The organism is Candidatus Nanopelagicus hibericus (genome assembly GCF_002288005.1).
Classification (GTDB): domain Bacteria; phylum Actinomycetota; class Actinomycetes; order Nanopelagicales; family Nanopelagicaceae; genus Nanopelagicus; species Nanopelagicus hibericus.
Genome location: NZ_CP016771.1, coordinates 262,959 through 283,861 on the forward strand (window position 1 = coordinate 262,959; position 20,903 = coordinate 283,861).

A 20,903-nucleotide genomic window follows, 5' to 3' on the forward strand; every position below is an offset into this window, starting at 1 on the left:
CTTTACTACAATTAATTAATGAAATTCATTATCAACGTAATAGATGATCAATCAAACTCTGGCAGCCCAGCTGAAATGGCTGAGATAAATAAGTTTAATGATCAACTGCGAGTCAATGGTCAATTTATCTTTGCTGGCGGCCTTGCTGCTCCAGAGAGTGCTGATGTAATCGATAATCGAAATGATGCGAATTTGTCCACTGGGAAACCACTATTTGCTAACAAAGAGAACTTCTCTGGTTTTTGGTTGATCCAGGCAGAAAGTATTGAAGTGGCGAGAAAGTTAGCATTTGCTGGATCTAAGGCTTGTAATCGTAAGGTTGAGCTTAGGCCGCTTCTTGGTTAATGTAGACAAAGCCCTTACTATCTTGTAATGGTTAGAGTAAAAACATTTGCACCACTCATATTTGTTTTACTCTGGAGCACAGGGTTTATCGGCGCTAAGTACATACTTCCATATGCGCAGCCCTTTGTTTTCTTAACTATTAGATACTTCTTCGCCACTCTTGTTTTGGTTTTAATTGCAAAAGCACTAAGAGAGCCGCTTCGTATTAGTAAGGCGGCAATAAAGCAATCAATGATTGTGGCGCTTTTCTTGCATGTTATTTATATCGGTGGGGTTTTCTATGCAATATTTATTGATATTCCAGCGGGAATTACTGCAGTAATTGTTAGCTTGCAACCAATTTTAGTTTCAGCACTCGCTATTCCGTTACTGGGGGAGAAGCTTTCATACCGCCAGGTATTTGGGTTAGCACTTGGTTTTATTGGTGTGCTCTTTTTGCTCTCACCAAAGTTATTTGAAGGAGATCTCTCCACCGGCTTTTCAACCTTTGGAATTATCTGCTGTGTTCTAGCTCTCCTTGGAACAACTGCTGGTTACTTGCTGCAGAAAAAAGGGGGAGCAGATATTCCATTCTTAGCTGGAACCGCAGTGCAATTCGCTACCTCAACAGTTATTTTTGCAATTACATCTGTAATCTTTGAGCCACTTAAAGTAAATATCACTTTGGAGTTTGTCTTAGCCTTAAGTTGGATTGTGTTAGCTCTTTCAATTGGCTCTATATTTTTACTCTTTTACCTACTAAGGCATGACAGTGCCTCATCTGTTTCCAGCCTTTACTACCTGGTCCCACCCCTTGCTGCGGTGCAGGCCTACTACTTTTTTGATGAACGAATTAAGGGCATTGGTTTAATTGGTATGGCTCTAGCTGCTTTAGGTACTTTAATTGTTACTAAAAATTCAAAAACAGCCGGGCATTAATTACTGATTTAAGAAGATCTTGTATTGCACACGATCTGTAATGGCAACCTTGTCATAGAGTTTTCGAGCAGTTTCATTATCTGGGGCAGTTGTCCAGTAAAGCCGCTTTGATCCTTTAGCAATTGCGATATCTTCAACAGCTTTTATTAGCGCCCTACCAACACCTTTACCCCTCACCTTTGGGTCGGTGTAGAGATCTTCTAAGTAACAAAAATCCTCAACCTCCCAGGTGTCTGGCCGCCAGATGTAGTGTGTAAAACCCACAACCTTGCCATCAAGTTCTGCCACGAGGCCATTAATATTAAAATCTGAATGAATACGCTGCCAGGTCAATTCAAACTGCTCATCTGACAATTTTGATTTGTAAAAAACTATGTACTCTTTAAATAACTCGAGCCACCTTGTTTTATCAGATAATTCAATTGAACGTATATTAATGCTCATGTATAAATTGTATATCTGATTACAGTGGAACAACTGCACTTACAGCAGCCGACCAGCTGAATATGCTTAACTACTCTAATGGAATTAGAGTTTTTTGCGCATAGTGAAATATTGGCGCCATTTTTCTTTTTAATTGGCATGCAACTAAGGAATGAGATCTCCCACCCAAAAGAGATTTTATTGCCAATCTTTGCTGCCTTAGGTGGGATGCTATTTCCAGCGCTAATTTTTATAGGGTTAAATTCTGATCCAGCAATAGCCTCTGGTTGGCCATTAGTTATGCCAACTGATATCGCACTTGTGATGTTGGTAGTCCTTGCCTTAGGCAAACGTGCGTCAGTTGCTTTAAAAACTTTTTTATTAGCCTTAGCTGTTGCTGATGATCTACTTTCAATTATTGTGCTGGGAGTTAAATACACCGGGGCGCTAAAGGCAACTGAGGTTTTGGCAAGTATTGGTGCAGTATTGCTTGGAGTGTTAATTGGTAAAGCACCTCTTGAAAAATACTTTATAAAGTTTGTTAACTTTGCGATTTTGCCGATCTATGTCTTTGCAAATGTTTACCCAACTCTAACGGCTGATCTTGAACTGCAATCTGATCTTGGTAATTCAATTATTATCGCTAGAGTAGTTGGAAAAATTGTTGGCATCACACTCTTTGCATTAATTGGGGTTAAACTCTTTAAGAGTCAGTTGTTGATAGGTAAGTTGGAATTAATTGGTGGATCTGCCCTTGCTGGCATGGGACTTGCAGTATCAATCATGATTGCAAACTTGAGTTATACCGCTGATATTTTGCTTAATCAGGCTAAAGTTGGTTTATTAGTAGCTGCGCTCTTATCTGCAATTATTGGCAGTTTGATTTTGATTATTGGCTCCAGAAGAGTTAGGAATTAGATATGTGTAGCAAAGTTATTTGCCGGCAGTGTAAGAAACCAACCTGGTCTGGATGTGGCGAACATATTGAAGAGGCGTTGGCAGGTATTGCTAAAGCTGATCGTTGCCAAGGCCATGAAGGTCAGGTAAAAAAGTCGGGAATATTTAGCAAGTTATTTAGCAGGTAATTGCGTGGCAATTGAGGTTGTAACTGGCCAGGATCCTTCCCGGCTTAAATCGCTTCGACTTAGTGCATTAAAAGATGCCCCTGAGGCATTTGGAGCAAAGTATGAGGATGAATTATTAATTCAAGACTCTCAGTGGCAAGAGCGGATGGTAAATACCCAATGGTGTTTTGTGGTGGCAGATGGTGTTGATGTTGGATTACTAGCGGTAGATAGGGCTGATAAAGATCGCAATAGTGATTGCTGGTTATCTAGCTGGTGGATTAACGAGAAATTTAGAGGCAAAAATATTGCACAATTAATGTTGGATTGGGTTATTAAATTGTCTAAAGAAAATACTTGGCAGGTGATTGGTTTGGGCGTGTGGCCAGAGAATTTAAGGGCAAGGAGTGCTTATAAGAAGTTAGGATTTGTGGAGGCAGATAAGCCATTGCCATCTAGATCTAAACCAGGTCAGATGTATCTAGGAATGTATAGGCAGGTGAAATAGATTGAGCAAGTTAGAGATTGATCAATATATTTCAGCTCAAAAAGAGCCTGAGAAAACCTTGCTTAAAAATATGCGCAAGATGATTTTAGAGATAGAACCAGAGCTTAAGCAGGGGATCTCTTATGGAATTCCTGCCTTTAAATTAGGAAAAGATGTTGTTTGTGGAATTGCTGCCCGGCGTGCTGGTTGCTCTTTTTATCCATTTAGTGGCTCAGTACTTGCTGCCTTGAATAAAGATTTAGTCATTTATAAGCAAACTAAGAGTGCTTTGCACTTTGATGCACCACTTCCTAAAACTTTGGTGAGAAAACTGATGACGCAGCGAATGGTGCAGATAATGGTCAAAAGAAAAGGTAGGTAAAGTTGTAAGATCTGATCATGGGAAACGTAGCTAAGCCAAAACAAGTAGTTGATATCCCTCAAGCAGAGCTAGATCGGTATGAGAAATTAGATCAAGAGTGGCGCGAATACAACATCGCAGCCCCAGCAAGGCGAGCACTAGTTGATGCCAAGTTATATAAGGTCTCAGACCTGCGAAAGATTTCACTGGCTGAATTAGAAGGCTTACATGGCATGGGTAAATCAGCTGTTGCAAGGCTTAAAGTATTAATGAATGCTAAAAAAATTAAGTTTCGCCCGTGAAGCGTTTTATAAGTTGGTTTATAAGGTTATTTACTGATCGAAGGATTTGGGTTCGCCAAATTACGGTGGCCGCTCTTGCATCTGCTACCGCCTGGGTAATAGGAGATTCCTTAGTTTTTAAAGGCGGCTTAGTAGCAGCAATTGTTTGCGCTTTAAGCATTCGAATCTCACTCTATAAATCAGTAAGAGAAGGATTAGGTCAGATAGTTGGAACTGCAATTGGCGCAGGAGTTGCCCTGTTAACAGTTCACTACTTTAGCTTTGGGGTAATTGCTATTGGCACTACCGTATTTTTATGCTCAGTTGTTGCACGTGGACTTCGCCTCGGTGAGGTGGCATCTGTCAACGTGCCAGTTACGGCATTAATTGTTATTGGTCCTGGTATCTCTGGCTCAACAGCAGAACACAGATTAGTTTCCACGTTAATTGGCGCAGCGGTTGCAATCATTTTTTCCTACTTCTCACATCCAAATACCCCAGCAGGTCGAACTGTTAATCAAATAACAAGGTTGGGTAAAAGAGGGGCAGAGTTAATTAGTGATATGGCAGAGGGAGTGGCCGGTGGCTTCACCCAAAAGCAGGCGGGTGCTTGGTTATCCAGAGCAAGATTATTAGTTGAGGAGATCCCAACTTTAAGAAGCCAAGCCATTGAGGCAAAACGTTATGCCAAATGGTCACCACTTGCCGAAGTTGATGAGGCTGAATCTTTATATATTCAAGGAGTAGCAATTGAACATATGGTGGTTCAAATAAGGGGAATGGCAAGAGCATTATTTGATTCAACCTCTGATCCAAATCGAAAAGATACTGTTGATCGCCAGATTGCTTACGCACTCTCTGCTACCTCAACTGCAATTACTGAAAAGCTAGAGTTACTGCAATCCTCAAATCGAGAGCGAATCATTGACAATATCGCCAGAGATCTACGGCAAGCAGCTGATAATTTAACTGAGGAGTTAATTGCAATGGCAGATAAGCTGCCTCGTAGCCAATTTGTTAGGTGCATTGCAATCGTCTCGCAGATGAAAATCATCGCTAACTCTTTAGATGAGAGCTCACCCGCCTTGCACTCAGTTATAACACCAGGGGAGCCAACTAGCGCCAAGGTAATTGGTCTATCCCCAGTTAAGCAGACAAGCAGGTTGTATCGAGGACTTCTTATGGCCCTTCGCACCTTCTTGCGCCGCTAGTAGGATAAACAGATGAGTAATTCTGAGATTGAAAAGTTAGCTGCTGAGTATGAAGCAGCAACAAATGTATTTCTTGAAGCCTTTAAAAAGGTAAACCTGGCTGATTTAGATAAGCCTAAAAAAGATGGCTGGAACGCCAGGCAGGTAATTCATCATTTAGCAGATTCTGAATCCCAATCTTGCGCTCGATTAAAAAGATTAGTTGCAGAACCTGGCACAACAATCCAAGGTTATGATGAAAATATCTGGGCACAAAACACCACCTTGGGTTACACCGTGCTACCAATTGAAAACTCTTTAGCTTTCTATAAAGCATCTAGGGCAGCAAGTCTTGAGATCATTAAAAGATTAGAGGTTGCTCAACTATCAAATGCTGGAGTCCATACTGAATCTGGTGCTTATGATCTTAAAAAGTGGTTTTCATCCTATATAAACCACCCAAGGGATCACGCAAATCAGTTGTTAGCCGATTAATTCAGCCTTAGAGTATTTTCGCTGTGGGTGTTTGCAGATCTCATCATTCAGTTTTTCAGCACAAGTGACACACAATAAATTCAGAGAGTTACATGGCGGCTTTGGGCAATCATAAAAACGATTTGCGGGTGCAGCACACTTTTCACAGTTAGCTATTGATTTTGTCTTCTCACTAAACTCGATCGACATCCTATTATCAAAGGTATAAAGAGCGCCCTCCCATAGGCCATCATCACCAATCTCTTTACCGTAGGTAACTATGCCACCATCAATTTGATAAACCTCTTTAAATCCACGTGTCTTCATCACTGATGATAAAACCTCACATCTAATACCACCGGTGCAGTAAGTAACAATTGGCTTATCCTTTAGATGGTCATACTTGCCACTTTCAATCTCTTGTACAAAATCTCTACTGGTTTCAACCTGTGGAACCACTGCATTTTTAAACCGGCCAACCTTTGCCTCATATGCGTTTCGGCCATCAAAGAAAACCACATCATCACCATGTTTTGCTACCAGCTCATCAACCTGGGCAGGCTTTAAATGTTTTCCACCACCAACTACTCCATTTTTATCAACTTTAATCTCATTTGGATAGCCAAATGCCACCAACTCAGCTCGCACCTTCACACTTAACTTTGGAAAATCATTGCCAGTGCCTTGCGACCATTTAAACTTCATTTTGGCAAAGCCTTCATATGATCTTGTTTGGCGAATATATTTTTTTAGGTCATTCATCTCACCACCCAAAGTGCCATTGATGCCATGGGGGGAGATAATTATTCGTCCCTTTAAATTTAATGTTTGGCAAAGATTTTTTTGCCAAATCTTTATTGCAGCCGGATCAGATAATGGCGTGAAGATGTAGTAAAGAATTACCTTGGGAAGATCCATAACTTGATTTTAACCGCCCTATGAAGGAGTGAGAATTTTGCGCTCAAATTGAGGATTTGACCCAACGAGTCAGATTAAATCCCCCCGCTATTCACCCTAAGCCAGGGGTGAGGCCACTATCAAAATTCCGGCATTTGCCTCACCCTTACGCCATGTCTACTCAAGCTAATTCATCACCCTCAGTCAGAGGTTCAACTACCGCCGCCCTGGAAGCGGCTATTGAAAGAGGTGATGTTGATTTTATATATCAAATGTTTGCAAACACGGCGAGAGAGTTGGCTCAAACTGGACAAGGAAAACAATTAATAAATTTGTCTAAATATGCAGGCGATCAATCCATTGATGGAATGGCACTACAGAAAGCGTTTTCCTTGATGGGATATTTGGTGGAATTAGATTTTGTAGTGGCTCAAGCACTAGCGATGGAGCTTGAGATTGAAAAGTCTAAAACAAAAATAGGTGATTTCTTAGAAAAACTAATTGCATACACTCGTGCCTTTATTTATTTTGCAAGTGGAGATTTGGCCAATGCTCGAGCACAAATTGACATCGCGCTAAATTCACAAGTAATCACAAATGACTTGGGTGGTATGGATAAGCCAATTTTAATCAGAATGAGATCAGTAATTGACCACCTGTATTCAGATCTACCAGCTATGCAACAGGCACAAAATCAAGTAGAGAATTTGATGACTGAGTTTGGTGGAACCAATATCTCATATCACTTAATAGCGATCAAAACATTAATCTACTATGAAGAAGGTAATTTTATAAAGGCAAATGAATATGCAAAAATGGGAGTCGCATCTGCTGAGGCAAATGGTTTCATAGGGGTTTCGGTACCTTTAGATTGCAAGTACATATTGGCTAGAACCTTATTCGAATTCTCTAAGTTAGATCAAGCTTTAATTGAGCTAGCTGAGTTGAAAATCGAGGCTAAGCGCTCTAAATCAACTCTCTTTTTTGTCCTTGCAGAAACTTTTGCAATCCGAATTTTGACAGCTCAATTTAAGCATTCTGAAGCATTGGAAAGATTAAAAAATCTTCATAACGAGGTTGATGTAGTTTCAAAGAACAACGACTTAGCTTGGTTAATTGATGTTACCGAGCTATACATTAGATTTATTTTAGGCGACTTTACCAGAGCAAATCTTTTAGTTGCTCGCTGTCCTGACTTACCTTATGTCAGACATGTTAAAGCATCAATTGCGGAAAGTTCAGGCAGTAAGAGTCCTACTAGAGCGGAAGTTATTAAATTTCCAGAACAAACTTATAAAGAGCAGATATATAAATATTTGTTTTTATCTGAATTTAAGGCTGAGTTGGATGAAAATCCCAAATATTGGGTTAAGAAAGCATTAAAAATTGGAGAAATTACAGGTAGTCGTGAGTTCTTTATTAGACAAAACAGCTATCACATAAATTTAATTATTGAGATTGCTAAAGAGCAACCCTCAATTTATTTGGAGGAACTTGCTCGAGATTGTATTAACCGATTAAAAGAACGAAGTGAATCTAGCAAAGCTATTAGTGAGGGCCTGACCTCTCGCGAAATAGATGTTCTTAAACATCTGGCTACTGGTAAATCTATAGATGCGATTGGCAAGTCATTGCACATATCAAAAAACACCATGAAAACACACCTTAAAAACATTTATCGCAAATTAGAGGTTGCTGGACGAGCAGAAGCGGTCGATAAGGGTCAAAAACTTTTACTAATTTAATGTTTAAAAATTGGCCGAAGCGGTAATCCCGCTGCAATATATGCTGCATCAATTAATTGTGCTTGCAATAGTGCATCTTTTGCATCAGTCTTAATTGGTTTGCCTAAATCGACCGCATCGGCAAAGGCGAGTAATTGATAGGTGTAGGTAGAAATAGATGGCAGGTGCTCAACACGTTTTTGACCAGCAAGATCAACAATCACTCTTGGATCCCAACCAGAAACCACAAAGTTAGGAAGGTGAACGCTTCCCTTAGAGCCGGTAACAGTTAAAGGTGCCTCCATAACTGGTGCTTCAAAATCACCCTTTGCTAAGCAGGCAACTCCATTTGGATACTTAAGTTGCATATATAACTTGGTATCAATTTTTCCATCAGCAGCATTTGCCTCTGCTTTAACAATTGTTGGCTCACCATCTGCAATAGCCTGACTAATCATGCGCTGGCTATGAAGTGCGTAGCAGCCAACATCCATCATTGAGCCACCAGCTAGATCAAATTGCAACCTTAAATCACTCTCATCAGGGCGTGGAATTAGAAGTGAGGATTCAACCTTTATAACCTCACCAATCTCACCTGATTTAACTATCGCAAGTAATCTTTGAAAAACTGGGTGATAGTAGTAATGAAACCCCTCCATAAATACCTTGCCAGATTTACTTACAGCTGCTGCAACCTCTTTCGCCTCAGCAGCATTAGAAGCAGAAGGCTTCTCACTTAAAACATGTTTACCAGCTGCTAATGCCTTGATATTCCAAGGTCCGTGGCCACCGTTGTGCAGGGCGTTATAGATGACATCAACATTTGGATCATCAAGCACCTCTTGGTAAGAACCATAAGCTTTTTCAATCTGATACTGCTTGGCAAACTCAGAAGCGCGTGCTTTATCTCTGGCGCCAACTGCAACTAAAAGATGTCCTGTTGCTTGGGCTGGAAAAATAATGGCACTCGGTGCAATTCGGGCTGCGCCTAATATTCCAATACGAAGAGGCTTGCGAGCGTCATTCATATCTTTAATCTACCCTCAAATTACTTTCCGTAGTACCTGGCCATAAATTGAGCCTTAAAATCAAAAAATGTGCCATCTTCAATGCTTAAGCGCATTTGATCTACTAAGCCAACAATAAAGTGCTGGTTATGAATTGTGGCCAAGGTGGCTGCCACCATCTCTTTGGCTCTAAATAAATGGCAAATATATGCTCGGGTGTAATTGCGGCAGGTGTAGCAAGTGCAATCTTTTTCAATGGGAAATAACTCATTTTTATGCGGGGCATTTGAGATATTTAGGCGACCATCTTTGGTAAAGACTGAACTTGTTCGAGCTTGCCTTGAAGGGGCCACACAATCAAAGGTATCTGCGCCATTTTCAACCCCAACAAATAAATCATCTGGCTCACCAATTCCCAAAAAGTGCCTTGGCTTATCTTGCGGCAACTCCTCATTAACCCACTTCAAAATATCACCCAGTGTTTGTTTATCTAGCGCCCCACCAATACCAAAGCCATCAAAGGAAACTCCATCAACATTCATCATTGCTAAATCTTTAGCAGCCTTGCGCCGCAGATCCTCATATTGCGCACCTTGCAGCACACCAAAGAGTGCTTGGTAGGGCTTGCCTGCTCGCTTTTTAGTTAGGCCATCATGTTCTTTCAAACATCTAATTGCCCAAAGCCGGGTTCGCTCTAATGCTTTTTCTTGATAACTCCTGGTGTTATGCAAAGTGGTGCACTCATCAAAGGCAAAGATAATATCTGCGCCAATTTGATGTTGCACCTGCATGGAAACCTCTGGGGTAAAGCGGTGCAGTGAGCCATCTAAATGTGATTTAAATGTGACACCATCATCATCAACATGAGCTAAGCGTTCCTTATCATCAGCAATTACATCATCTGCTTGAAAGGTGTTTTCATCCATGGCAATAACTTTTTTAAAGCCAACACCTAGGGATAAAACTTGAAAGCCACCAGAGTCGGTAAAGCTTGGACCTTTCCAATTCATAAATTTTGCTAAGCCACCTGCTTGATCAACAACTTCCGGCCCTGGTTGTAGGTAAAGGTGGTATGCATTTGCCAGAACTGCTTGCGCGCCAAGATCAGATAAGGATTCAGGCAGTACTGATTTTAAGGTTGCTTTAGTACCAACTGGAATAAAAGCTGGAGTTTTAATCTGCCCATGCGGGGTTGAAATAAGACCACTTCGACCTAAGGCACCCTTTAAAGATTTTTCAACCTTAAAGGAGAAGGACATATTTAACCGGCAATTACTACAACTAAGTTGAAAAAAACTTAGTTAAGCCAGTTTGCCAGTAACCTCAATAATTGCCACGCCCTCATTGGAAAGTACTAGGGAGAGATCCTCACCAGCTTTTCCTTCACAAGATAGACCCCAGTTAAATGAGATTGATTTTCCAACCGCTAATGGATCTTGGGGAGCACCCTCCATGCCATTATCACCATCAAATATATCTACGCACAAACCAGTGGCACTCTTACCAATGATGATCAGAGTAGTTAGATCTATTGCAGCAGTAGATCCATTTGTTATATCAACCTTAAATTGTTGATAGCGCTGACCAGGAAGTTGCCCGGCTGCAAACTTTCCAGGACGAAATGCAGATGGTTCAGATAATGTAAATGAAACCCCAGATGGGATTTTTACGGCAGTGTTAAAACCACCAGTTGCCTGCACCTCTTGCTCAGGCGGTGCTACTAACTCCTGGTTTGATTCAGTTGAAGCACTATCACTTCCCCCACCGCAGGCTGTTAAAAGCAACCCAGCTGCTACGGCTAAAACTGCTAATTTAAACTTTGAGTTGCTCTCCATTTTTACCTGACTCCATATCTTTATCTATCTAATACACGGCCTCTAGGGGCAAATACTACTAAATTCTGATCAAGTTTAGCCCCTTAAATTACGGGCCCTTTTGATCACTCTTTTAAGATTCACCCCTCATAGGCTACCTTTACGACTTGATCAAATTTAGAAAATAGGAAGGGGCGTTTGAGTGGTCTCCAAGTTAAAGAGTGCTAATGCCAGCGCTGCTGGGCAGATAACTAGCCGTAGCCCACGTCAGATTGCTTGGCGTCGCTTTCGTCGAAATAAAGTTGGCATGGTTTCTGCTGGCATATCGATTGTGGTTTTAATGCTCTCACTCTTTGCGCCAGTGGTTTGTAAAATTCTTGGAATAAATCCAGATGAATTAAATCTTGATTTAATTGACAGCTCTGGCATTCCAACATTGCCAAATGGGGGTATCAGTTGGGAGCATCCATTAGGTCTTACTCCAGGAATTGGCCGAGACTTATTAGCCAATCTGCTCTATGGATCTCGAATCTCATTTTTGGTGGCTTTTCTTACCACCGGGCTAGCAATTTTTATTGGATTAATCGTAGGAATCGTTGGTGGATACTTCCGCGGCCGAATAGATGATTACCTAGGACGATTTACCGACTTTTTGCTCGCCTTTCCAGCCTTTTTTATGATCGTCGCACTCTCCGAGCCGATGGTGGCAAGAATTCAAGAAACAGGTATCGCACAAGGAAATGGCGCACGTGTTATCTTTTTAATTTTCTTTCTTTCATTTTTTGGTTGGCCAGGATTTTCTAGGTTGGTAAGGTCACAAGTGCTTTCACTGCGTGAACGTGACTTTGTTACCGCCGCTCAAGCAATGGGTGCTTCTAGAAAGCGAATTATTTTTAAGGAGTTAATGCCAAATCTTTGGGCGCCAGTAATTGTGGTGGTCTCTTTATCTCTTCCAGGCTATCTGGCAGCTGAGGCAGTTTTTTCATTCTTAGGAATTGGGATTCAACCACCTGCTACTACCTGGGGAATTTTGTTAGATAACGCCAGACGATTTGTTACGGTGTATCCAAACTTCTTCCTAATCACTGCTGGCTCATTAGTCTTGGTAGTACTTGCCTTTAACCTGGTGGGGGATGCACTGCGTGATGCGTTAGACCCAAGATCTGAACGCTAACAAATTTGTTATAACCGCTCCTAAATAGCCACATATTCACACTCAATCTCACCCTGGCTTGATGATGGGGGCTCTCTTTGGCTACCCAAAACTGCTGGGAGGTGGCAAACTGCCTCACCGGGCAAAAGCCCACAAATCCCCTAGGAGGATTTAATGCGTAAAAATGCAATTAGCACTCGCGTGCTAGCAGCATTATCTGCAGGTGCACTCGTCAGCACAGTAATTACTGTTGGCGCAACATCTACAGCAAATGCAGCAACACCAAAGGCAGGCGGAACGCTTTATTTTCTAGAGCACACTCCTCGCCTTGATCACTATGACCCGTCCAGAATTTATACTGGCCGTGATCTAGCGTTCATGAACTCATTCCACACTCGCACATTGGTTGCTTACAATCCAGTTCCAGGTGAGAAGGGAACAACTCTTGTTCCAGATCTTGCTACCAACACTGGAGTCCCAAGCAATGAGGCAAAGACTTGGAAGTTTACTCTTCGCCCAGGCGGAACATTTGAAGATGGCAAAGCAATTACTTGTGAAGATGTTAAGTATGGTTCTTCCCGAGTATTTGCTACAGATGTAATCTCTGACGGACCTCAATACCTAGTTTCATGGCTAGATATCCCAAAGAACGCAGATGGAACTTCAATCTATACCGGTCCTTATAAGAACACACCAGCTGGTGTGGCTGCGTTTAACAAGGCAGTAACTTGTAAGGGAAGCACCATCACCTTTAATTTAAATAAGTCAATCGCTGACTTTAACTATCTTGCAACTTATGGAGTTATTTCTCCAGTTCAGAAGAAGTTAGACACTGGCGATAAGTATGACCTTAATCCACAGGCAACTGGCCCATACAAGATTGTTGAAAATAGCGCCACTCAACTTCGTTTGGTCCGAAATACCAAGTGGAAGAAGTCATCTGACTCCGTTCGCACACCATATCCAGATGAGGTAATTATCCAATTCGGTTTGGATGAGGAAGTAATCGATCAGATTATGTTGGAAGATACAATTCCAAACGCTGTTAACTTTGGTGGACCACTTCCAACCAACCGCGATAAGTTCTTCAAGGATGCAAAATTTGCAGACCGTCGTATGAATAACTCTGACCCTTATGCTCGCTACTTGGCATTTAACCTTGTCAAGATGCCTTGCATGGAGATCCGTCAGGCTATGTACTACGCACGTGATGCTAAGGCGCTACTTGATTACGCAGGCGGTCCTGATTATGCAGGTTCATATGCAACCGGTGTAATTAGCCCACTTCTGGCAACAGATTTTGCGCCAACTAAGGTTGTCGGACCATCTGATTACAAGAACACTGCTGATGTTTTAGATCCAACTACTGGATTTAAACCATCTGGTAACGTGGCTAAGGCTCAAGCTTTAATGGATACAGCAAAGACTAAGTGTCCTGCTGATTACAAGAAGGCTACTGAGGACGGAATTGTTATTGACGGTCGTCCATCTGCAAGTGATAACGACACAATTCCAATCAACGTGGCAGCATTTGCACGAGTCGGAATTAAGATCAGTTATAACTTGATCAAGAGTGGTTACTACCCAACTGTTATGGATGCTACAAAACAGAGTGATCTATCAACCTCTGGCTGGGGAGCTGACTGGGCAAATGCCTCAACAGTTATTCCAGAGCTATTCACAACAGCGGGTGGATTTAACCTAAGCCAAAACTCAAAGGATCCTGCATACAAGGCTTTTGAGGACAAGGTAAATCTTGCGATGAAGACAACTGATCGTAAGAAGCAAGCTGCACTTTGGAAGGAATTAGACAAAGAAGCGATGAAGAACTTCTGGGTTCTACCAACATTGTTTGGTAAGGCTCAAGAAATTTGGGGCTCAAAGGTCCAAAACGTCTTCTTCTGGGTTCCACAGGGCAACTTGGCCTACGGAAAGTTATGGATTAATCAATAATCCACTGACAGTATAGATAAATAGGACCCGCGTCACTGCGGGTCCTATTTACTTACTCTAGGCTTAAAAAATTAGTATTAAGGGGTAGCGAATTGCCAAGATTTATATTACGCCGTGCTTACTTTGCAACTTTAACAATTTTATTAGTATCAATAGTTGTATACGGCGTATTTTCGATTTTGCCATTTGATCCAGCAGCCCTTACCTGTGGTCAAAAGTGCACACCAGCAATCGTTGAGGCAAATCGAGTCAAACTAGGCTTTGATAAACCGCTTTGGCAGCAGTACTGGTTATTTTTATCTGGGATATTTTTAGGTAGAACATATGGGGCAGGATCTGCTGAGTTCACTTGTCCAGCTCCAAGCTTTGGTTATTCATTTAATGAGAATATGTGTGTGACAGATATGTTGGCAGAGGCATTACCTGTGACTATCAATCTCGCTATTGGGGCATTTGTAATTTGGATAACTGTCGGAGTGGGATTAGGACTTCTGGCAGCTAAATTTCGAGGGCGTTACCCAGACACCATAAGTTCAGTATTTGTCTTGCTAGGAACATCTCTACCAACATTTGTAACTGGATTATTTTTTCTAATTTATGTGACTATAAAGTGGAAAATAGTCCCGTTAAGTTTGGAAGGGTTTGTACCAATTACTGAAAGTCCAGTGAAGTACTTCCAATACTTCATCTTGCCTTGGCTGACTTTGGCAATTTTATATGCCGCCTTTTACACCAGATTCACAAGAGCAACAGTGCTTGAAACTTTAGGTGAGGATTACATTAGAACTGCTCGAGCTAAGGGATTAAGTGAGCGTGTGGTACTCCTTAAACACACTATGCGTGCCGCCCTTGCGCCAATTACCACCAGCGCCGGCCTAGATATTGCTGGCTTAATCGGGGGAGCCATTATCACTGAGTCAATATTTAATTTAGCTGGTCTTGGCCGCATGACTTTGCAGGCTGTATATGAGTTTGATCTATCAGTGGTTGTTGCGACCACGATTTTGGCAGCAGGAGTTGTAATTACCATGAATTTAATTGTAGATATTGCTTATGGATATTTAGATCCAAGGGTGAGAATGAAGTGAAAAATTTACTTGAGATCAAAGATTTAAAGGTTACTTTCCCTACCGATGATGGTTTTGTCCAGGCGGCAGATGGAGTTTCAATCTCAGTTGCCCCAGGTGAGACGGTAGCAATTGTTGGTGAATCTGGCTCTGGTAAAACTGTTACATCTTTATCGGTAATTGGTCTGCACAACCGAAAAGTAACTCAGATCACCGGCTCGATTTTAGTCAAGGATAAGGATGAAAGTTTAGATATTGTTTCAGCCCCACTAGATAAAATTCGAAGCTATCGTGGTCGGGTAGTTTCAATGATCTTTCAAGATCCTATGTCTTCACTTCACCCTTACTACAAGATTGGCTCACAATTAGCGGAGGCATATTTAGTTCATCACCCTGGTAAAAAAGAGGAGGCAAACAAAAAAGCACTTGAAATGCTTTCTTTAGTTGGAATTCCTGAGCCACAAGTAAGGGCTAAGGAGTATCCACATCAGTTCTCTGGCGGTATGCGCCAGCGGGTAATGATTGCAATGGCGCTGATGAATGATCCAGCAGTATTAATCGCTGATGAACCCACTACCGCACTTGATGTAACGGTGCAGGCCCAGATCTTGCAATTACTAAAAGATCTACAAAAGAATCTTAATATGGGAATTTTATTAATCACCCATGATCTTGGTGTAGTAGCACAGGTGGCAGATCGAGTACATGTTATGTATGCCGGAAGAATTGTGGAGCAAGGAAATGTGGATGATATTTTCTACTCACCACACGCTCCATATACCTTGGGATTATTAAAATCAGTACCTCGCATTGGCAGTAGAGGCTCAGAGAGATTAAAGGCAATCCCAGGTCAGCCGCCATCACTGATTAATTTACCAATTGGCTGCGCCTTTGCCCCAAGATGTGAGTACATATCTCTAGCTGGTGAAAATAGCTGTGAAAATCTTCGACCCCAACTTCTTGGAAACTCTGACTCTCATAAATCAAGGTGTCATGTGCCGGAGGAGAAACGGAATAAATTATTTACCGCTGAGATAAAGGGGGCTCGCACCTAATGAGTTCTCCATTACTTAGTGTTAGAAATTTACAGAAATACTTTCCAACCTCTAGAAATGTTGGCTTTAGAAAAGAAAAGCTGCAGGTAAAAGCTGTTGATGGCATCTCTTTTGATTTAATGAAGGGGGAAACGCTTGGGTTAGTTGGTGAATCCGGGTGTGGCAAAACGACAGCTGGTAGAACTATTCTAAAGTTAATTGAACCAACCGCTGGTGAGATAGTTTTTGAAGGTCAAGATATAACCAAACTTCGTCCAGGCTTAATGACTCCTCTGCGAGCACAGATGCAGATTATTTTTCAAGATCCATTCTCCGCCCTTAATCCACGTCAGACTGTTGGAAAAATAATCGCTGCCCCATTTGAGATTCAAAAAGTGACACCGGAAGGTGGAGTTAAAAAAGAGGTTGCAGCCCTAATGGAGCGGGTGGGCCTAAACCCTGAGCATTACAACCGATATCCGCATGAGTTCTCAGGTGGGCAACGTCAGCGAATTGGAATTGCCAGAGCTATTGCTTTAAAACCAAAACTAATTGTGGCTGATGAGCCAGTATCTGCCCTTGATGTCTCCATTCAAGCCCAGGTAATTAACCTAATTGATGATCTGCAAAAGGCCGATGGCATCTCAATCGTCTTTATTGCCCATGATCTATCTGTGGTTCAACATATCTCTGATCGAGTAGCGGTTATGTACTTGGGCAAGATTATGGAGCTAGCTAAGACTGAGGATTTATTCACCGCCCCACACCATCCGTACACCACGGCGTTGTTATCAGCTGTTCCCCAACCAGATCCACGTGGTGAGCGAAATCGGGAGCGAATAATCCTTAAAGGAGATCTGCCTTCACCAATTAATCCACCTGCTGGCTGTGTATTTAATACTAGGTGTTGGAAAGTACAAGAGGTATGCCGCAGCAAGACCCCTGAGTTATTAACTGTTGGAAAATCCCAGGTTGCCTGTCACTTCCCGGAGTAATTACCAGATCCTTACCCGCTCATCAGCTGGCATAAAGTGTTTGTCATTGTTAGCAACTGAAAAGGCCTCATAAAACTCATCTAAATTTGTCACAATCTGGTTGCATCTAAACTCATCTGGAGAGTGGGGATCAGTTGCAACCCGCCGCTTAACCTCTTCACTTCGATACTTACCCCGCCATGATTGCGCCCAACCCATGAAAAATCGCTGCGTACCGGTGTAGCCATCAATTACTGGTGGTTGCTTTCCTGCCAAGGCGATTAAGTAAGCCTTGTAAGCAATTGTTAGGCCACCAAGATCGCCAATATTCTCACCCACAGTAAGTGCGCCATTGACCTTCACCTCTGGTGCATCGGTTGGTGATAGTTGGTTGTATTGATCAATTAATTTATTGGTCCGCTTTTCAAACTCCACTCGATCGGCATCACTCCACCAATTAACTAGGTTGCCATCACCATCATATTTAGAGCCCTGGTCATCAAAGCCATGGCCAATCTCATGTCCAATTACTGCGCCGATGCCGCCGTAATTTGCAGCATCATCCTCGGCCAAAACATCGAAAAATGGTGGCTGCAATATTCCGGCTGGGAAGACAATCTCATTCATTCCAGGGTTGTAATAAGCATTAACTGTTTGTGGGGTCATATGCCACTCAGTTTTATCAACTGGTTTGCCAAGCTTTGCGTACTCATAATCGGCGGAGAATTTTGCGATCTGCTCAAGATTGCCGATTAGATCACCGGGAGTAATACTGAGTTTTGAGTAATCTCGCCACTTATCTGGATAGCCAATCTTGGGGGTGAACTTTTCTAACTTAACAAATGCCTTTTCCTTTGTCTGCTGGCTCATCCAATCTAAAGATTGGATGCTGTTGCGGTATGCCTGGATTAGATTTTTTACTAAATCAACCATTCGCTCCTTGGCAGCTGCGCCAAAGTGTCGGTCCACATAGATCTCACCCACCGCCTCACCAAGTGCGCCTTCAACTAAGCCCACACCGCGCTTCCACCGCTCTTTGAGCTTAGGTATGCCAGACAAGGTAGTGCCATAAAATGCAAAGTTTTCATTGACAAAGGCAGAGCTTAAGTAAGGGCTCGCGCCAGATAGTAAATGCCAGGTGAGCCAGGTACGCCACTTTTCTAGATCAAAATCTGCCAATAACTTATCCAACCCAGCCAGGTAGGAGGGTTGGCGGACAATTAACTCTGCTAATGCCGCAGGTGGAGTTTGTGATCTTTCAATCCAGAGTTGCCAATTAAATGCTGGTGTAATTTGGCTGAGTTGCTCAAAGCTCATCTTGTTGTAGGTAAGGATCGCATCTCGATCCTTCACCTGGTCCCAATGATGGGATGCGATCTGGGTTTCAAGTGCCAGCAGATCATCCGCTCGTTGTTGCGCCCGATCAATCCCGGCAAGCTCAAACATCTTTTTTACATGTGCGATAAAAGCTGCCCTGATATCTACATACTGCTCTTCGCGGTAGTAGCTCTCATCCGGCAGTGATAGGCCCGATTGGCCAAGATATAAAATGTTTCTAGCAGAGTCCTTGTCATCAGTTGATACATAGGAGTAGAAGAGAGTAGATAACCCCTCCAACTCAAATTTACCCAGCAACTCAAAAAATTCAGTTGCAGATTCAAAGGATTGCGCAGCTGCTAAATCCTTAGCAATGGGGGTGAGGTGATCCTTTTCAATCTTCGCCTCATCCATATAGCTGTTATATAAATCGCCAATTTTTTGGGCAATACTGCCATTAGGAGCTTTGCTATTTGCTTGGTCAAGAATTATCTGCTTAACCTGTTTTTCAGCCGCTTCAAAAAGCTTATAAAAAGCACCATCACTAGCCCGGTCCTCTGGAATCACCGATTCCTTTAACCACTTGCCATTCATAAACCTAAACAGGTCATCTTGGGGGCGGGTGTTTTTATCGATGTGGGTTAGATCTAGGCCGCTTCGCATCAGGGGGCAACCTTATCTAACAGTGATATGAAATTTAAACCATAAAAAAACCCCGCCATTTTACTGGCGGGGTTTTTAAGTTATTAAATAACTTAAGCCTTCTTACGACGACGACGCTTTGGGGCAGACTTAGCTGCCTTCTTGCGACGACGACGCTTTGGAGCAGCCTTAGCTGCCTTCTTACGACGACGACGCTTTGGAGCAGCCTTAGCTGCCTTCTTGCGACGACGACGCTTTGGTGCAGCTTTTGCTGCTTTCTTACGGCGTTTAGCCACGTGGTCTCCTATCAAAGTGGTTCGATCCGTCACCGAACCTGTTTCAGGGATAAGCGTGGCACTAAATGGGAAAAGAATCCACTCATTTGGCAAAAAATATGGAGCGTGTCGCAACTTTATTTAATTGGAATTTTATGCCGTTTTTTTAAAAATTTATCGATTTTATTGGTGTTAATTTAATAAAAACTACTGACGAGTTAATTATTTGGTGCAGTTTTACGTTTTTTTGCCTCTGAAATTGCAAATTTATTACTTTTGCTGTCATATTTTCGAAAATCTGGCAGCAATGCGGTGAAAAAGCAGACAAAACCGATGCAAAGTAAGCCACCTGAGACAACTGAGGTGCGAAGTGAGGTGCGCTCGGCGGTGAAGCCGGCGCGAGTTTGCCCACCTAATGGCCCAACTGAGTAGGAGATAAGTTCTACACCAGCTAATCTGCCACGAAACTCATCTGGAATAGATTGATTCCAAAGCACTGATCGAAATAGCGCCGAGACCATATCGGAGGCACCAGCCAAGATTAGAAATAGCAAAATCAATGCCAGGTTATTTACCAATCCAGCCAAGGTAATTGCTACCCCCCAGCCAAGGGCTGCTAAAAATATTGCCCGACCATGTTTGGTATAGCTTTTAACCCAACCACTGGTCACCGTAACTAGTAATGAACCAATAGTGCCGGCGGCGTAAAAGAAACCTAGCGCCCAAGGTGCATTTACCTGATCTGCCCAAAACGGATACAGCGCAGTTGGCATTGCAAAAAACATCGCCGAAAGATCTACTAGATAAGTACCCATTAAATCCTTGCGGCTGGTGGCGTACTTAACCCCTGCCACCAAACTAGAAAATGCTGGTTTTTCATTGACCTCAATTGGCGGCACACTTCTAACTCGGATCAATATTGTTAAGGATAAAAAGTAGGTAAGGATGTCCAAGATGTACCCGGCAGGAACTCCGGCTACGGAGATTAAAACTCCAGCTAATGCTGGCCCAGCCACCATGCCAATCTGCCAGCGCAAACTCATTAACGCACTTGCTGCGGGCAGATCTTTGTGTTCAACTAATCTGGGCAAAATCGCATCTGCGCTAGGTCGTTGTAATCCATCAACTGCTGAAAAGAGTGCGGCCACAATATAGATCAGGGCTAATTTTGGCTCTGGCAGCAGCGCGTTGATTAATAGTATTGCTGATAAAAATAATGCGGCGAACTCAGTTGCCCAGATCATTTTTTTGCGATCCATATGATCTGCCAGCACCCCGCCGTAGAGACCAAAGACCACCAGCGGAATAATCTCTACCAAGCCAATTAAGCCAACTGCTAGAAAAGAGTTAGTTAACTCCTTCACCTGAAAGGGCAGTGCGACATAGGTGAACATGGAGCCAAAGTAGGAAATTAATCCAGAGAGCCATAGCCGGCGAAAATCTGGATACCGCTTCAGAGGTGAAAAATCTATCGCCAGATTTGCTTTCAAAAGCCCCCCAGCA

23 protein-coding genes are annotated in these 20,903 nt (G+C 42.5%); 15 read left to right on the forward strand and 8 right to left on the reverse strand.

Going from position 1 to position 20,903, the window contains the following annotated elements; all coding sequences use genetic code 11:
- The first annotated feature begins 18 nt into the window (after positions 1-18).
- Both B1s21160_RS01420 and B1s21160_RS01425 read left to right on the forward strand, forming a co-directional pair.
- Positions 19-345 (forward strand): YciI family protein, encoded by a 327-nt coding sequence (locus tag B1s21160_RS01420; protein WP_095672095.1) that lies wholly within the window; start codon positions 19-21, stop codon positions 343-345.
- 27 nt (positions 346-372) lie between these two features.
- Positions 373-1,263, forward strand: coding sequence for a DMT family transporter (locus tag B1s21160_RS01425; RefSeq protein WP_095672096.1), 891 nt, complete (start codon positions 373-375; stop codon positions 1,261-1,263).
- On the opposite strand, the gene B1s21160_RS01430 is transcribed toward B1s21160_RS01425, so the two are convergent.
- The gene (locus B1s21160_RS01430) at positions 1,264-1,707 is read right to left on the reverse strand and encodes a GNAT family N-acetyltransferase (protein WP_095672097.1); all 444 of its coding nucleotides are present in this window, start codon (positions 1,705-1,707) and stop codon (positions 1,264-1,266) included.
- A 78-nt stretch (positions 1,708-1,785) separates the two neighbouring features.
- Here B1s21160_RS01430 and B1s21160_RS01435 point away from each other — a divergent pair, with 78 nt between their 5' ends.
- The 7 genes from B1s21160_RS01435 to B1s21160_RS01460 are packed head-to-tail and all read left to right on the forward strand — an operon-like array spanning position 1,786 to position 5,564.
- Positions 1,786-2,604 (forward strand): Na+/H+ antiporter NhaA, encoded by an 819-nt coding sequence (locus tag B1s21160_RS01435; protein WP_095672098.1) that lies wholly within the window; start codon positions 1,786-1,788, stop codon positions 2,602-2,604.
- A 2-nt stretch (positions 2,605-2,606) separates the two neighbouring features.
- Entirely contained in the window at positions 2,607-2,771 is a 165-nt protein-coding gene (locus B1s21160_RS06325; RefSeq protein ID WP_190276958.1) for a DUF8730 family Cys-rich protein, read from the forward strand.
- A gap of 4 nt (positions 2,772-2,775) precedes the next feature.
- On the forward strand, positions 2,776-3,258 hold the full coding sequence (locus B1s21160_RS01440) for a GNAT family N-acetyltransferase (RefSeq protein WP_095672099.1): 483 nt from the start codon (positions 2,776-2,778) through the stop codon (positions 3,256-3,258).
- A 1-nt stretch (position 3,259) separates the two neighbouring features.
- Complete coding sequence (locus tag B1s21160_RS01445; protein ID WP_095672100.1) at positions 3,260-3,619, forward strand: iron chaperone; 360 nt, start codon at positions 3,260-3,262, stop codon at positions 3,617-3,619.
- A gap of 17 nt (positions 3,620-3,636) precedes the next feature.
- Entirely contained in the window at positions 3,637-3,900 is a 264-nt protein-coding gene (locus B1s21160_RS01450) for a helix-hairpin-helix domain-containing protein (RefSeq protein ID WP_095672101.1), read from the forward strand.
- Positions 3,897-5,090: an FUSC family protein gene (locus tag B1s21160_RS01455; RefSeq protein ID WP_095672102.1), complete on the forward strand. Its 1,194-nt coding sequence runs from the start codon at positions 3,897-3,899 to the stop codon at positions 5,088-5,090. Before B1s21160_RS01450 ends, B1s21160_RS01455 begins: the two co-directional genes overlap by 4 nt.
- 12 nt (positions 5,091-5,102) lie before the next feature.
- Positions 5,103-5,564 (forward strand): DinB family protein, encoded by a 462-nt coding sequence (locus tag B1s21160_RS01460; protein ID WP_095672103.1) that lies wholly within the window; start codon positions 5,103-5,105, stop codon positions 5,562-5,564.
- On the opposite strand, the gene trhO is transcribed toward B1s21160_RS01460, so the two are convergent.
- Entirely contained in the window at positions 5,553-6,461 is a 909-nt protein-coding gene (gene trhO, locus B1s21160_RS01465) for an oxygen-dependent tRNA uridine(34) hydroxylase TrhO (RefSeq protein ID WP_095672104.1), read from the reverse strand. The two genes, B1s21160_RS01460 and trhO, sit on opposite strands and share 12 nt — an antisense overlap.
- Positions 6,462-6,613: 152 nt before the next feature.
- Between trhO and B1s21160_RS01470 the strand changes: the two genes are divergently transcribed.
- Positions 6,614-8,185, forward strand: coding sequence for a response regulator transcription factor (locus B1s21160_RS01470; protein WP_095672105.1), 1,572 nt, complete (start codon positions 6,614-6,616; stop codon positions 8,183-8,185).
- On the opposite strand, the gene B1s21160_RS01475 is transcribed toward B1s21160_RS01470, so the two are convergent.
- The 3 genes from B1s21160_RS01475 to B1s21160_RS01485 are packed head-to-tail and all read right to left on the reverse strand — an operon-like array spanning position 8,182 to position 11,006.
- Positions 8,182-9,192: a Gfo/Idh/MocA family protein gene (locus B1s21160_RS01475; RefSeq protein WP_095672106.1), complete on the reverse strand. Its 1,011-nt coding sequence runs from the start codon at positions 9,190-9,192 to the stop codon at positions 8,182-8,184. The genes B1s21160_RS01470 and B1s21160_RS01475 overlap by 4 nt on opposite strands.
- 20 nt (positions 9,193-9,212) lie before the next feature.
- Positions 9,213-10,430 carry a tRNA guanosine(34) transglycosylase Tgt gene (gene tgt, locus B1s21160_RS01480; RefSeq protein ID WP_095672107.1) on the reverse strand — a complete coding sequence of 406 codons (1,218 nt, stop codon included), beginning with the start codon at positions 10,428-10,430 and terminating at the stop codon, positions 9,213-9,215.
- A 42-nt stretch (positions 10,431-10,472) separates the two neighbouring features.
- On the reverse strand, positions 10,473-11,006 hold the full coding sequence (locus tag B1s21160_RS01485) for a hypothetical protein (protein WP_095672108.1): 534 nt from the start codon (positions 11,004-11,006) through the stop codon (positions 10,473-10,475).
- A 181-nt stretch (positions 11,007-11,187) separates the two neighbouring features.
- Between B1s21160_RS01485 and B1s21160_RS01490 the strand changes: the two genes are divergently transcribed.
- From B1s21160_RS01490 to B1s21160_RS01510, 5 genes are all read left to right on the forward strand, one after another.
- The gene (locus B1s21160_RS01490) at positions 11,188-12,159 is read left to right on the forward strand and encodes an ABC transporter permease (protein ID WP_223297971.1); all 972 of its coding nucleotides are present in this window, start codon (positions 11,188-11,190) and stop codon (positions 12,157-12,159) included.
- A gap of 153 nt (positions 12,160-12,312) precedes the next feature.
- On the forward strand, positions 12,313-14,091 hold the full coding sequence (locus B1s21160_RS01495; RefSeq protein ID WP_095672109.1) for an ABC transporter substrate-binding protein: 1,779 nt from the start codon (positions 12,313-12,315) through the stop codon (positions 14,089-14,091).
- A 92-nt stretch (positions 14,092-14,183) separates the two neighbouring features.
- Positions 14,184-15,179 (forward strand): ABC transporter permease, encoded by a 996-nt coding sequence (locus B1s21160_RS01500; protein ID WP_095672110.1) that lies wholly within the window; start codon positions 14,184-14,186, stop codon positions 15,177-15,179.
- Positions 15,176-16,213 carry an ABC transporter ATP-binding protein gene (locus tag B1s21160_RS01505; protein ID WP_095672111.1) on the forward strand — a complete coding sequence of 346 codons (1,038 nt, stop codon included), beginning with the start codon at positions 15,176-15,178 and terminating at the stop codon, positions 16,211-16,213. The genes B1s21160_RS01500 and B1s21160_RS01505 overlap by 4 nt, the downstream gene beginning before the upstream one ends.
- On the forward strand, positions 16,213-17,187 hold the full coding sequence (locus tag B1s21160_RS01510) for an ABC transporter ATP-binding protein (protein WP_095672112.1): 975 nt from the start codon (positions 16,213-16,215) through the stop codon (positions 17,185-17,187). Before B1s21160_RS01505 ends, B1s21160_RS01510 begins: the two co-directional genes overlap by 1 nt.
- Here the strand turns inward: B1s21160_RS01510 and B1s21160_RS01515 are convergent, their stop codons facing one another.
- From B1s21160_RS01515 to B1s21160_RS01525, 3 genes are all read right to left on the reverse strand, one after another.
- On the reverse strand, positions 17,188-19,146 hold the full coding sequence (locus B1s21160_RS01515; RefSeq protein WP_095672113.1) for a M13 family metallopeptidase: 1,959 nt from the start codon (positions 19,144-19,146) through the stop codon (positions 17,188-17,190).
- A 92-nt stretch (positions 19,147-19,238) separates the two neighbouring features.
- On the reverse strand, positions 19,239-19,421 hold the full coding sequence (locus B1s21160_RS01520) for a hypothetical protein (RefSeq protein ID WP_095672114.1): 183 nt from the start codon (positions 19,419-19,421) through the stop codon (positions 19,239-19,241).
- A gap of 197 nt (positions 19,422-19,618) precedes the next feature.
- A complete protein-coding gene (locus B1s21160_RS01525) occupies positions 19,619-20,890 on the reverse strand; it encodes an MFS transporter (RefSeq protein WP_095672115.1) in 1,272 nt (423 codons plus the stop codon).
- Between the last annotated feature and the right edge of the window lie 13 nt (positions 20,891-20,903).